The sequence below is a fragment of the Ruegeria sp. AD11(2025) genome (assembly GCF_056542405.1).
Map to the genome: position 1 here is coordinate 1 of NZ_JBQFZU010000052.1, position 12787 is coordinate 12787.

A 12787-nucleotide genomic window follows, 5' to 3' on the forward strand; every position below is an offset into this window, starting at 1 on the left:
CATAGGGCGTATCTCCAATCTTGTCGCCAAACTGAAGGATTCGCCAAACTCAAACCTCACTGATTGCGATATCTGATTGCAGGAAACGACACTGCTTACGAAACGAAAAACGCCGCCCCTGACGGGGCGACACCTTATTTTTCTTTGGCAGGTTTTTACTCGGCGGCCTGCGTCGCGACGCCGTGCTTGTCGCGCTGGCTGTCGCGGAACAGCGCCTTGCCCAACGCTATGCACATCAGGCCCATCACCATGGTAAAGGGCAGCGCACCGATGATCATTGCATTGCGCAGCGCGTCCATCGGGTTGTTTTCACCCGCTGCCAGGATCAGCGCGCCGATCACAGCCGTCAGGATCACACCCCAGATGATGCGGTGCTTGATACCGGTCTCTTGGCTCCCGCCGGACATGATGGTGTTCATCACCAGAATGCCCGAGTCCGCAGACGTTACAAGGAAGGTCATGATCAGGATCACGCACATCACGTTCAGCATGGACAGCAACCCGCCGTCGATCATGTGGGACAGGGTCACGAACAGCTTGTTGGTGTTAGACGCCCCAATGATCGCACCTTCTGCTGCACCCGCCAGTTCCAGATCGATCGCGGTGCCACCCAGAACAGTCATCCACGCAAAGCACACCAGCGCCGGGGCAAACACACAGCCCAAGATGAACTCACGTACAGTGCGGCCCTTCGAGATGCGCGCCAGGAACAGGCCGACAAACGGCGAGAACGCAATCCACCAGGCCCAGTAGAAGGTGGTCCAGCCGGCCTGCCAACCAAACTGGCGGCCTTGCTCACCCGCCGCATAGGCCGCAGCCAGCGTGGCCTCGTCCAGTTCCGCCGCAGCGCCTTCCAGACCGCTCTTGAAGCCGTCAAAACTGCCCCACGCATTGGTCGCGCCGCCCATCAGGGCATCCGCATGCGCCTGCGCCTCGGCCGGCAGCGCCGCTGCAAAGGCCTCGGCTGACAGCGGGCCATAAGCGCCAAAGCTCAGCGAGATGAAGTGCAGGATGTAATCCACCATCGCAGTGCCATAGGTGGTCATAGCAAAGACGAACGAGCCGAAAATCACGAAAGTACCCAGCAGGATGATCGACAGCACAAGGTTCAGGTTCGACAGGTACTTCACGCCCCGGCCAACGCCGGACACAGCCGAGATGATGGACAGCCCCATGATGACGACCAGACCCGAGATCAGACCCACTTTGGACGGGGTCGGAACCTCGCCACCCAGATCCATGATCCATTCCATCCCGGTGATGGCATAAAGACCGTCAATGAACTGGCTGACGCCATAGCCGATGGTCACGGAGACACCGAGGATGGTCGCGACAACGCCCAGAACATCAACCACATGGCCGAAAAAGCCGTTGACGTAACGACCGAACAAAGGCGTCAGCGCCGAACGGATGGTCAGCGGCATGTTGCGGGTATAGGCATAGTAGGCCAACGACAGACCGGTGACGACATAAATCGCCCAGGCGTGGAAGCCGTAGTGCAGGTAGGTGAAGCGATAGGCCGATTGCAGAGCCTCCGGCGAGTTGCCCTCGACGGCGCCGGACACCACAACGGGATTCGACCCCCACAGGCCTAACGGTTCAGCCGTCGCAAACACCATCAGGCCGACACCCAGACCGGCGCCAAACATCATCGAAAACCAGGAAAAGTTCGAGAACTCGGGCTTTTCACCCGGCGTTCCCATGATCCGGCGACCGGTGGCCGGAATGATAGCGACAACGGCCAGAAAAAAGAAAAACAGCCCCACGATGACGACGTAGAAGCTGTTGAATACCTCAAGCAGCTTGCCGTTCAGGCTGCCCAGCGTGCTATTGGCATTGGCAGGAAACACAAGGGCCCACAGAACCAGCCCAACCATGATGGCCTTGCTGATCAGTGCGATGGGGACGCTGTAATTCTCGTAGAAACCGGCATCTGCCGTTTCTATCTCAACATCCGTAAATGGTTCGGGTACCGACATATTTTCCTCCGTGTTGACGGTATAGCTGGATTGAACCCACCTAAAGATGAGCCTCCAATCTTGGTCTTTTCTTCGACCCGATCCGCTGTGGCTTTTCACCACTCCTCCATCGGGCAGGTCATTGAAACTTCTATTCGGGCAGGATGCCCAATCCGCTGTCTATACGCGGCAACTGTTGATTTTCTTGCCTATAATGTCGCTTTCCGGACGATTGGGCTGGAACCGACATATTCTGTAGTTTTGCGACATATACTCTTAGACCTGATCAAAAAATACACCTTTGGCGCACTGAACTCAGATCTTTACCCAGTAAAAAACTAACACAGGATTTAGTTCAGCTCATGTTTTGTTTGATGATTACACCCAGATCATGGTTTCCGGGCGCATCCCAATCCTGTCGAGACTGATGATCCGTCCACTTTGGACACCGCGCCACACCTTCGGTTCGGGACTGCCGTCAGGGTGCAGCCGCTTGGACTCCAAAGACTAATCCCTGACCGACCCCCCCTGACCTTAAGAGAGGCTGTGCACGAGCACTTTCCGGCTTATAGTCTGTACCAACCATCTCGGTCGCTTTGGGAGGGGCGGACGCATGGAACACAGCGCGGACTTGCTGATCGTCGGGGCCGGGTTCTCGGGGCTGATCATGGCGCTTGAGGCCCGCAAACGCGGGATCACCGACATTGCGATAATTGAGAAAGCAAGTGATATCGGCGGGACATGGCGTGAAAACACCTATCCGGGCGTGGCCTGCGATATCCCTTCGCATCTCTATTCGATGGCGACTCACCTGAACCCGGACTGGAGCCGCGCCTATGCAGATGGGGCCGAAATTCAAGCTTATCTGCAGAAAGTCTGCCGTGACGAGGGTCTGTACGACCTGTGCCATTTTCACCAGCAGCTGAAATCCGCCCGCTGGGACGGCACCCGCTGGCAAGTGGAAACCGAGCACGGGCAGCACTGGTCGGCTCGGTTTCTGGTTTCGGCCGTCGGCGCGCTACACTTACCCAGCGTTCCAAACATTCCGGGGGCGGATAGCTTTACCGGCCCCAAGTTTCACTCTGCCCAATGGGATCACGACACGGATCTTACCGGCAAGCGTGTCGCGGTGATCGGCACCGGAGCATCGGCGGTTCAGTTCGTACCCGAGATCGCGAAGTCGGCGGGCGATATCACCATCTTCCAGCGCACAGCGCCCTACGTTCTGCCCCGCCCGGATGGGCCAATAGCACCTTGGGTTCGTAACCTCTATCGACGCGTGCCGGCCCTGCCCCGGCTCAGACGCAAGCTGATCTACATGATCTTCGAGTACCGCCACCGCGTCTTTCGCGGTGAAGAGCGGATGGTTAACTTTGCCATGAAGATGTGGCGCCATGCGCTTGAGAAGGCGATCACCGACCCAGAAGAGCGCCAACGCCTGACCCCGAACTACCGGATCGGGTGCAAGCGTATCCTCAGTTCGAATGACTGGTACCCAACGTTAGCGCAAGAGAACGTAACTGTGATTTCACACGGGGTGACCAAGATCGACGGCAACCAAATCACTGCCTCTGATGGCAGCCGGACCCAGGCGGATATTCTGATCTGGGGCACTGGTTTTCATGTGACCGACATGGGTGAACGACTGGACATCACTGGCTCAGATGGGATGACCTTGCGCGCGGCATGGGCCGAAGGAATGCAGGCCAATCTGGGTACAGCCATCGCTGGGTTTCCGAACTTCTTTATCCTGCTGGGGCCGCATACGGGGTTGGGCCATAACTCGGTTGTACTGATGATCGAGGCTCAGGTCGCTCATATCGGCCGCGTACTGGATCAGATGAACCGAAAAGGGTTGCACACCATCTCGCCCGCCCCAGCGAAGCAGGCGGCCTTTACCCAGGAGATGCGCAACCGTCACCTCGACAGCGTCTGGCAGGCCGGCGGTTGTACGTCTTGGTATCAGGACGGACAGGGCCGCAACACAACGCTTTGGCCGGGCACCGTTGCCGAGTATGAAAAGCGTATGGCCCGGTCCGGGCTGGAACAATACCAACTTGCACCACCCCAAAGCGGAGACCGCTGAGATGAACACGTTCCTGATTATCCTTCTGTTGATCGTTGCATTTTTCATCGGAATGAACCTGTGGACCCGGAAACTGACTGCTGATGGGCAGAAGCGGGTCTCGCAGCTTGGCGATATCGTTTCCGTGAACGGCGGTAGCATTCACTACGTCGAACGGGGCGATCCGTCGAAGCAAGCAATTGTCATGATCCACGGCCTGACCGGACAGTTGCAGCATTTCACCTATGCGCTGGTCGATATGCTGGCCGACGACTACTACGTCATCGCGGTTGACCGGCCAGGCTGCGGGTATTCGACTCGGGATACGGCCGATCTGGGACGCCTGCCCGAACAGGGGAGGATGATACAGGAGCTTTTGGACGCCAAGGGCATCACTGACGCAATTCTGGTTGGCCATTCTCTGGGCGGGGCGGTATCGCTCGCCATGGCGCTGGACCATCCCCAAAAGACCGGGGCGCTGGCCCTGCTGGCCCCCCTGACGCAAAAGCTGCCATCCACGCCTCAGGTCTTCAAACCGCTGGAAATTCGTGCCGAATGGCTTCGGAGTTTTATCGGCAATACTCTGGCTGTGCCGCTGGCCGCCAAAACCGCGCCGCACACACTAGACGTCGTTTTTTCCCCTGAACCTGCGCCTGCCGACTTCCTCGACCGCGCGGGCGGCGCACTGGGGCTGCGACCATCGGCCTTCATCACCGGTTCGCAGGATATTGCAGGCGTCAACGCCAGCCTTGAGGCGCAGATGGCGCGCTACAGTGAGTTAAGCGTTCCTGGCGGGATTCTGTACGGAACACAGGACGCGATCCTGCCGGCTCAGACACAGGGCGATCCGATGGCGCAGTTCGGCCTGAGCAACGAACGGATCGACGGAGCGGGTCACATGATCCTGATCACCAAACCGGAGACCTGCGCCATGTTCATCCGAAGGATCGCCGAAGCCGCACGCAGCGAATCCGAGGCGGTTTGATCGGGTGAAAAGAATCCGGCTTCGACCATCATTTCCCTCTTGACCCTCTCCGGCCCCTCCCGTAAATCGCCTCTCACTCATGGCGGAGTAGCTCAGTTGGTTAGAGCAGCGGAATCATAATCCGCGTGTCGGGGGTTCAAGTCCCTCCTCCGCTACCAAACACCCAACATAAGATGTTGTTTGAGCTGAGAAAAACTTCTTCCAGACCCGTTCTTACCATCATTTTACCCACACATCATCCTAATTTGAGTGCCGTAGCATTCGCTACTTAGTTGATGATCTATTCTTCAATCAATGCTGCCCATCCTTAACGAATGCTTCCATCCTCTTGTGGCGCGACAGAGGGATTCGGACTATTTGGCGCGACTTTCCGAACTACTTGTCGTGGACTTTGGAGAGTTCGCCCACAATTCTCCCCTTCGCCGTTATTGCAGTAACCAGAACTATGAGTGGTAGAATGGCGCCGATTGTGTAGCCGCGTTTTGCCGCCATCACTCTCGCTGCAATACTCGGCGTGTAACCCAGTGATTCGACCGCCTGCAAGACTTGCGGGCGGGTGGTTTCGATCACACGGTCGGGAGAAATCAGGCATCGCGAAACGGTTGCGGTCGAAACACCCGTCGTTTTGGCAACATCGTTAAGTGTCGGAGCTGAACGGTTTTTTCCCATGCGGAGCCTGCCATGTCTTTGACTGTTGTCATACTAAAAAATCCACCGATCCCACCCACTGATGTAAGCGCTTGCATTATCAATGTAAGCGCTTACAAATGGATTCAAGATAAGATTCCGGAGTTCTGAGATGTTCCTTTGGGCTGCTGTTGCTATCTTTGCAGTGTTTTTCGCCAATGTCGCGTTGGGCGCCTTTGGTGGCGGTGCTTTCTTAGGAGACGTCGGAGAAATGCTGGTTCTGTTTGCCGCCTCGATCCTGTTCGTAGCGGCCATTCTCAAACGCGAAGCTGACCAAAAGAACAAAAACGGCAGCTGACGGATCATAAGGGAGGAAGACAATGACGAATACCAAGGATGGCCTCAAATCTGCTGAGCGCCGGAATTTTCTGAAACTGGCCTCAACCGGCTCATTCACTGCGGCTGTGGTAGCCGGTGCTGGCGGTGTGCTGTGGTCCTCAGAAGCCGCTGCTCAGACCGCCAAGGAAGAGAAAGAGCGCGAGAGTGCAGCAGATCATGTCATGACCGTTGCCACCGCCTATGTCCTGGGGGCATCGCGCAGCTATCCGATCATGCAGTTGGATCTGAAGGAAAACATCCAGAACGCTACCAATGGTAAAATCTATGTCAAACTGGCACCTGGTGGCCAGCTGGGCGCTGGCGGCGCACTGGTGCAGAAAGTTCAGGGCGGCACAATTCAGGCAGCGCAGCATTCATTGTCCAATTTCGCGCCTTTTGCTTCCACCGTTGACCTGATCAACATGCCTTATCTCTGCGGCTCCAACCAACGTTTCACCAACCTGGTGAATTCAGATTTCTGGAAGGCAGAGGTTCATCCCAACGTGGAAGCCAACGGGTTCAAAACCCTGTTTTATGTGAACATCGATCCTCGCGTTGTCGCGGTGCGCAAGGGCGGCACTGCTGTGATGTCGCCCGGCGACATGGCAGGAGTGAAGTTCCGGGTGCCGGGATCGAAAATGCTGCAGCAGTATTATCGCATGGTCGGCGCCAACCCAACACCTGTGGCTTGGGGCGAGACGCCTTCTGCGATCAAACAGGGCGTCGCGGATGCGCTCGATCCATCTGTCGGGGCACTCTACGTCTTTGGATTCAAAGACATCCTGAGCCACGTGACATTCACCCAGGCTGTTCCGGATAGCCAAGTCTATTCCTGTAACCTCGAGTGGTTCAATTCGCTGCCTGCCGATGTTCAGGAAGGTGTGATGTGGGGATCTGAGCTCACCGCGCATCAGAATCTGGCCAAAGTACCTTCTGCCCGTGCCTATGCAATGGCGGAACTGGCCAAGGCAGGCGTCGAGTTCCATGCCCTTAGCGATGACCAACTGGGCGAGTGGAAAGAGGCCGGCGGTTATCAGCTTAGCGAATGGGATTCCTTCAAGACCGAACTCGCCGGCTCCATGGAAAACTTCGCCAAGCTCGAAGAAGCCGCAGGCACGCAAGGGATATACTACGTGCACGACGCCTGAGCAGCACCGGGCCCGGGCGCTAAAGCACCGGGCCTATTCTTCAACAACAACCTTCGCAACAGTCCGCTGGACTGGTCGCGAGGGTGTGCATGAACACCGGGAATGGCAATGAACATCCTGCGAACCATCGACCAGAACGCAGAACGTTGGCTGCTTCTGGTGTTCTACACAATGCTTGTCGTCACAATGGCGATTGAAGTGATCCGGCGCGAGCTGTTTGCCTATTCTTCGATCTGGGGCGAGGAGATTGTCCGCTATTCATTCATATATCTGGCCTGGATCGGCGCTGCGGCGGCGGTCAAAGAGCGCGCTCATATCCGTATCGACGTGATCCTGCACTACCTCGGCCCGCGGACCAAGGCGCTGATCTACATCTTCGGGGATCTGGTAATGTTCGTTGTCGCGCTGGTGGCGCTCTACTGGTCCTTCGAGACGGTGCATGTCTCGGCTAAGTTCGGATCCGTCAGCCATGGTCTGAGGATATCGATGGTCTGGTTTCTGGCCGCCGTGCCGCTGGGATTCACCTTGATGATCTGGCGATTGTTCCAGTCTTTCCGGCGCGATTTGCGCAGCCTTCGTGACGGCACCCCCGTCTTTGAAGGCGACAAGCTGTTTGATTGAGAGGCCTGAGCGATGCTGTGGAATTCACTTAATCAAACGGTCGAGCTTGGCTGGGATTTCTACATTCCGGTGATCATGTTCGTCGCCCTGATCGCACTCGCGGTGCCGGTCTGGGCCGCCATCGGGGCCGCGGCCATTACCATGCTGGTGATGTCCGGGGACCTACCCTTGAGCGCTATCGGCGAAAGCCTGTTCACCGGTATTGATGCCTTTGCACTAACTGCAGTACCGCTGTTCATCCTGACCGGCGACGTTCTGGTGCGCACCGGGCTCAGCAAGAAATTCCTGGATGTGGCCGAGGCACTGACCTGCTGGACACGCGGCGGCTTCGGTTCGGCCACGGTGCTGGTCTGCGGCATGTTCGCGGCGATCTCCGGCTCTGACGCGGCAGGTGCTGCGGCTGTGGGCCGGATGACGATCAACCGCCTTGTCGAAAGCGGCTATCCTCGCCCCTACGCCTGTGCGCTTGTGGCGGCAGGCGCCTGCACAGGCATCCTGATCCCGCCCTCCATCGCCTATATCATCATTGGCCTCGTGCTGGGAATTTCCGCCTCCACCTTGTTTCTGGCGGCGTTGATCCCGGGGCTGGCGATCCTGGTGTCGATCCTGATCACCAACATCATCATGAACCGCCTCTACACCTATGAAACCGGAGGCAACATGGGGCTTGGCGAATGGCTGAGCAACCTGGGCCAGGCGCTGAAATCCGGCTGGTATGCCTTTATCGTTCCGGGGATCATTTTCTACGGCATTTTCTCCGGCCGCCTGACCCCGACCGAGGCTGGCGCAACGGCCGTTGTTGTGACCATTCTGATGGGTTTCATCCTGGGCACCCTGAAACTGGCAGATTTCCCGGCTATGCTGGTCAGTTCCGCAAAAGTGAACGGGGTGATCCTGCCGATCATCGCCTTTTCTGCCCCGTTAGCCGAGGCGCTGGCAATCATGGGCGTGCCGCAAGGCTTTGTAACAGCAGTCACCGGCCTGACCGATGATCCTACGCTACTGATCCTTCTGATGATCTGCATCTTGATCGCAGCCGGCTGCGTGATGGAGACGACACCCAACATCGTGATCCTGGCGCCGATCCTGAAGCCCCTGGCCGACAACATCGGCATGAACGAAATCCAGTTCTGTATCATGATGATCACCGCACTGGGGGTGGGCTTCATCACCCCGCCGCTGGGCCTCAACCTCTTTGTCGTCTCCGGCATCACCGGCGAGTCCATCCTCAAGATCGCCGCCCGTGCCGTTCCCTTTGTGTTAACCATGCTGATCGTGGTGCTGCTGATCGCCTATCTCCCGGCGATCTCGATCACGCTGCTTCCTGATATCTACAAGTAGGACCTCCTGGAAATGACCCGTGAATATCTGAAAAAGGCTACCCTGACGCCCAAGTCAGATGCGTCTGAAACTCATAAGATCGTGCAGGGCATCCTCGACGATATTGAGTCTGGAGGCGATGCCAAGGCCTTGGAGTACGCCGCGAAATTCGACCAATACGAGGGTAACGTTCTGTTGACCGCAGAGGAGATCAAGGCGGCATGCGCCCTGGTGCCGGAGAAACTGAAGGCTGACATCCGCTTCTCGCACGACAATGTGCGACGCTTTGCCGAGCTGCAAAAAGGGACGATGCAGGATGTGGAAACCGAAATCTCCCCCGGTTTCATCACCGGTCAGAAGGTAATCCCGGTGGATGCTGCAGGCTGCTATGTGCCGGGCGGGCGCTACAGCCATATTGCCAGCGCCATTATGACCGTGACCACCGCCAAGGTGGCCGGTTGTAAGCATATCACCGCTTGTTCCCCGCCGCGCCCCGGTGTCGGCGTAGCGCCCGCCATCGTCTATGCGGCCCATATCTGCGGCGCCGACAAGATCATGGCGATGGGCGGCGTGCAGGGGGTCGCGGCAATGACCTTTGGTCTCTTTGGTTTGCCCAAGGCCAATATCCTGGTCGGCCCCGGCAACCAGTTTGTGGCGGAGGCCAAGCGCATTCTGTTCGGTCGGGTCGGCATCGATATGATCGCCGGCCCCACAGACAGCCTGATCCTGGCCGACGGCACAGCAGATGCACACATTGTGGCTACTGATCTGGTGAGCCAGGCAGAGCATGGCTACAACTCCCCGGTCTGGCTGGTTACAGATGACCGTGCGCTGGCGGAGGAAGTGATGCGGCTGGTGCCCGGCTACATCAACGACCTGCCCGAGGTGAACCGCGAAAACGCCACCGCCGCCTGGCGCGACTATGCTGAGGTAATTCTCTGCGCTGACCGCGAAGACATGGCGGCCTGTTCCGATGAATACGCGCCCGAGCATCTGACCGTCCAGGCAGAAGACCTTGATTGGTGGCTGCAGCAGCTCACCTGCTATGGTTCGTTGTTCCTGGGCGAGGAGACCACGGTTTCCTACGGCGACAAGGCGGCGGGCACCAACCATGTGCTGCCAACGTCCCGCGCGGCCAGCTACACTGGCGGGCTGTCAGTTCACAAATACATGAAGATCGTAACCTGGCAGCGTGCTACCCGCGAAGGCTCCAAGCCGGTGGCGGAAGCCACAGCGCGGATCGCGCGGTTGGAAGGGATGGAGGGCCATGCCCGCGCCGCCGACGTGCGGCTGGCCAAGTATTTCCCGGATGAAACCTTTGACCTGACTGCCAATGGCTGATCCGAGTAAACTGTTCAACCTGGCACGCCGTACTGCCTGTATCACGGGCGCCAGTTCCGGGCTGGGGCGACGCGCGGCGGCAGCCCTCGCCGCCGCCGGGGCCAATGTGGTCGTGGTGGCCCGCCGGGCGGAGGCCTTGCAAAGCCTCTGCGCGGAAATTGGACCAAGCGCTGCCCATGTCGCCGCCGACGTTGCAGACAGAAGCACACTGGGTGCACTGCGGGATAGGGTCTCGGCCCCTTTCGGCGCGCCGGACATCCTGATCCATGCGGCGGGGGTGAACTCACGGCAGCCAGCAGATGAGGTCACCATTGCAGAGTGGGACAAGACACTGGCGCTGAACCTGTCGGCACCATTCTTCCTTAGCCAGGCGTTGGTTCCCGCCATGAAGGACCGGGGCTGGGGCCGGATCGTCAACTTTGCCTCGCTGCAGACCACGCGGGCGTTTCCCGGCGGCATCGCCTATGGCGCCAGCAAAGGCGGAGTCGGCCAGCTCACCCGTGCTATGGCCGAGGCTTGGTCACCCTTCGGCATCACTGCCAATGCCATCGGTCCCGGGTTCTTCCCGACCGAACTCACGCAGGCAGTGTTCTCTGACAAGGATCGTTCTGCCCGAAACGCGGCACAGACCTGTATCGGCCGCAACGGACGGCTGCAAGATATCGACGGTCCGCTCCTGTTCCTGTGCTCCGAGGCCTCGGCCTATGTCACCGGGCAGGTTCTGATGGTTGACGGGGGGTTCACGGCGAAATGAAAGCCTTGGTTTATGAAGGAGTTGAGGTACTTGCGTTGCGCGATGTGCCGATGCCGCCGATACAGCCGGGTGAGCATCTGATCCGCATCCGCGCCTCAGGCATCTGCGGCTCGGACATGCATGCCTATCTGGGACACGACAGCCGCAGGCCTGCACCGCTGATCCTGGGACATGAGGCTGCGGGTGCAATCGAAGACGGTCCGCAGGCCGGACGCCGGGTGACCATAAACCCGCTGGTGACTTGCGGCAGCTGCGCCGCCTGCACATCCGGGCGCGAGAACCTATGTGCCGCCCGCCAGATCATCTCGATGCCGCCGCGCGAGGGTGCATTTGCCCAGTTTGTGGCCATACCGGAGCGCAATCTGGTGTCGGTGCCGGGCGATGTACCGCTGGAAAAGGCTGCACTCACCGAACCCTTGGCTGTCAGCTGGCATGCCGCCCGGCTGGCGCTGGAGGCGCTGCACCCGGGAACGGAACCCCGTGCACTGGTCATTGGCGGCGGCGCTATCGGGCTGGCCGCAGCCCTGGCACTCAGGGCGATGGGGGTGGAAGATGTGACAATCCAGGAACCCAACGCCGCACGCCGGGACTACCTGAACAACCACTGCGGCCAGCAGGCTGTGGCGGAGTTTGACGGCATGGTGCCTCTGGTGATCGACGCAGTGGGGTATGCCGCAACCCGTGCCTCTGCTTCAGCCGCAGCTGCGCCCGGCGGAGTAATTGCCCATGTGGGACTAGGCGAAGATGCCGGCGGCCTGGACGTTCGCCGCATGACGCTGCAAGAAATCACATTCATCGGCACCTACACCTATACCGCGCAGGATTTCCGCGACACTGCGCAGGCGATTTTCGACGGCCGCCTCGGCTCGCTGGACTGGCCGGAGCAGCGGCCGCTGTCGGACGGCGCCGCGGCCTTCCACGACCTGCGCACCGGCGCGGTGGCGGCCCCCAAGATTATTCTCGACCCCTGGGCCTGAGCCCGCGCCAACACACAGGAGAGCAACCATGTATGACAAAATCCTGGTTCCGATGGCCCTGGATCACGGGGTCTCTGAGACAACGCTGAAGGCTGCTGCCACCCTTTGCAAGCCGGGCGGCCAGATCACCGCGCTGCATGTTTATGAGGCACCGCACGGCTCAGCAGCAGCCTATCTTGACGAGGACGCCGTGCGAGAAGGTTTGGAAAATGCGCGCCAGCAGCTGGCCCGCAAAACCGCAGACTATGGCGATGTGGCGACGGAGATCGTCAAGGGCCGGTCCTATCGTGCCATCGTCGAATACGCGGAAAAACATGGGATCGATTGCATCGTCGTCGGCTCCCACAAACCGGGCCTCAGCGACTTTTTCCTAGGCACGACGGCTGCCCGCGTGGTCCGCCACGCACCTTGCGCAGTCCATGTCTGCCGTACGGCCTGATTCAGAACCAAGACACCCGAAACAAAGGCAACCAACCATGAATATAGACAAGAGGATCGCTGACGATTTGGCGGCCAATGACGTCTCGTTTGTCACCACCGTGCCCTGCAAACAGCTGGCCGGGGTGATCGAGGAGATTGACCAACGCGACGACATCTTTCACATCCCCTCGAA

General features: G+C 58.9%; 11 protein-coding genes, 1 tRNA gene and 2 pseudogenes. 12 read left to right on the forward strand and 2 right to left on the reverse strand.

Features of this window, described 5'->3' with window-relative positions:
* Window positions 1-155: 155 nt before the first annotated feature.
* Window positions 156-1979, reverse strand: a complete 1824-nt coding sequence (locus ACR1XY_RS23355; RefSeq protein WP_480597023.1) for a BCCT family transporter — start codon at window positions 1977-1979, stop codon at window positions 156-158.
* Window positions 1980-2571: 592 nt separating this feature from the next.
* Here ACR1XY_RS23355 and ACR1XY_RS23360 point away from each other — a divergent pair.
* From ACR1XY_RS23360 to ACR1XY_RS23370, 3 genes are all read left to right on the forward strand, one after another.
* On the forward strand, window positions 2572-4044 hold the full coding sequence (locus tag ACR1XY_RS23360; RefSeq protein WP_480597026.1) for a flavin-containing monooxygenase: 1473 nt from the start codon (window positions 2572-2574) through the stop codon (window positions 4042-4044).
* A 1-nt stretch (window position 4045) separates the two neighbouring features.
* On the forward strand, window positions 4046-5008 hold the full coding sequence (locus ACR1XY_RS23365; RefSeq protein ID WP_480597029.1) for an alpha/beta fold hydrolase: 963 nt from the start codon (window positions 4046-4048) through the stop codon (window positions 5006-5008).
* A gap of 81 nt (window positions 5009-5089) precedes the next feature.
* A tRNA-Met gene (locus ACR1XY_RS23370) sits at window positions 5090-5166 on the forward strand.
* Between the two features lie 256 nt (window positions 5167-5422).
* On the opposite strand, the pseudogene ACR1XY_RS23375 reads toward ACR1XY_RS23370, so the two are convergent.
* A pseudogene (locus tag ACR1XY_RS23375) lies at window positions 5423-5677 on the reverse strand (LacI family DNA-binding transcriptional regulator); the annotation flags it as partial.
* Window positions 5678-5807: 130 nt separating this feature from the next.
* Between ACR1XY_RS23375 and ACR1XY_RS23380 the strand changes: the two are divergent.
* From ACR1XY_RS23380 to ACR1XY_RS23420, 9 genes and pseudogenes are all read left to right on the forward strand, one after another.
* Window positions 5808-5993 carry a hypothetical protein gene (locus tag ACR1XY_RS23380; RefSeq protein ID WP_480597031.1) on the forward strand — a complete coding sequence of 62 codons (186 nt, stop codon included), beginning with the start codon at window positions 5808-5810 and terminating at the stop codon, window positions 5991-5993.
* A 22-nt stretch (window positions 5994-6015) separates the two neighbouring features.
* Window positions 6016-7161: a TRAP transporter substrate-binding protein gene (locus ACR1XY_RS23385; RefSeq protein WP_480597033.1), complete on the forward strand. Its 1146-nt coding sequence runs from the start codon at window positions 6016-6018 to the stop codon at window positions 7159-7161.
* A 108-nt stretch (window positions 7162-7269) separates the two neighbouring features.
* The gene (locus ACR1XY_RS23390) at window positions 7270-7782 is read left to right on the forward strand and encodes a TRAP transporter small permease (protein ID WP_480597036.1); all 513 of its coding nucleotides are present in this window, start codon (window positions 7270-7272) and stop codon (window positions 7780-7782) included.
* Window positions 7783-7794: 12 nt separating this feature from the next.
* Entirely contained in the window at window positions 7795-9123 is a 1329-nt protein-coding gene (locus tag ACR1XY_RS23395) for a TRAP transporter large permease (RefSeq protein WP_480597038.1), read from the forward strand.
* A 12-nt stretch (window positions 9124-9135) separates the two neighbouring features.
* A complete protein-coding gene (hisD, locus tag ACR1XY_RS23400) occupies window positions 9136-10443 on the forward strand; it encodes a histidinol dehydrogenase (protein WP_480597040.1) in 1308 nt (435 codons plus the stop codon).
* Window positions 10436-11197, forward strand: a complete 762-nt coding sequence (locus ACR1XY_RS23405) for an SDR family NAD(P)-dependent oxidoreductase (protein WP_480597042.1) — start codon at window positions 10436-10438, stop codon at window positions 11195-11197. The genes hisD and ACR1XY_RS23405 overlap by 8 nt, the downstream gene beginning before the upstream one ends.
* Complete coding sequence (locus ACR1XY_RS23410) at window positions 11194-12174, forward strand: alcohol dehydrogenase catalytic domain-containing protein (RefSeq protein WP_480597044.1); 981 nt, start codon at window positions 11194-11196, stop codon at window positions 12172-12174. Before ACR1XY_RS23405 ends, ACR1XY_RS23410 begins: the two co-directional genes overlap by 4 nt.
* 28 nt (window positions 12175-12202) lie before the next feature.
* A complete protein-coding gene (locus tag ACR1XY_RS23415) occupies window positions 12203-12613 on the forward strand; it encodes a universal stress protein (protein ID WP_480597047.1) in 411 nt (136 codons plus the stop codon).
* A gap of 37 nt (window positions 12614-12650) precedes the next feature.
* Window positions 12651-12787 (forward strand): annotated as a pseudogene (locus tag ACR1XY_RS23420) (sulfopyruvate decarboxylase subunit alpha); the annotation flags it as partial.

Bases quoted from the DNA above. Each gene is read 5' to 3' on its own strand.
- ACR1XY_RS23355 (WP_480597023.1), bottom strand. From the start codon at position 1,979: ATGTCGGTACCCGAACCATTTACGGATGTTGAGATAGAAACGGCAGAT.
- ACR1XY_RS23360 (WP_480597026.1), top strand. From the start codon at position 2,572: ATGGAACACAGCGCGGACTTGCTGATCGTCGGGGCCGGGTTCTCGGGG.
- ACR1XY_RS23365 (WP_480597029.1), top strand. From the start codon at position 4,046: ATGAACACGTTCCTGATTATCCTTCTGTTGATCGTTGCATTTTTCATC.
- ACR1XY_RS23380 (WP_480597031.1), top strand. From the start codon at position 5,808: ATGTTCCTTTGGGCTGCTGTTGCTATCTTTGCAGTGTTTTTCGCCAAT.
- ACR1XY_RS23385 (WP_480597033.1), top strand. From the start codon at position 6,016: ATGACGAATACCAAGGATGGCCTCAAATCTGCTGAGCGCCGGAATTTT.
- ACR1XY_RS23390 (WP_480597036.1), top strand. From the start codon at position 7,270: ATGAACATCCTGCGAACCATCGACCAGAACGCAGAACGTTGGCTGCTT.
- ACR1XY_RS23395 (WP_480597038.1), top strand. From the start codon at position 7,795: ATGCTGTGGAATTCACTTAATCAAACGGTCGAGCTTGGCTGGGATTTC.
- hisD (WP_480597040.1), top strand. From the start codon at position 9,136: ATGACCCGTGAATATCTGAAAAAGGCTACCCTGACGCCCAAGTCAGAT.
- ACR1XY_RS23405 (WP_480597042.1), top strand. From the start codon at position 10,436: ATGGCTGATCCGAGTAAACTGTTCAACCTGGCACGCCGTACTGCCTGT.
- ACR1XY_RS23410 (WP_480597044.1), top strand. From the start codon at position 11,194: ATGAAAGCCTTGGTTTATGAAGGAGTTGAGGTACTTGCGTTGCGCGAT.
- ACR1XY_RS23415 (WP_480597047.1), top strand. From the start codon at position 12,203: ATGTATGACAAAATCCTGGTTCCGATGGCCCTGGATCACGGGGTCTCT.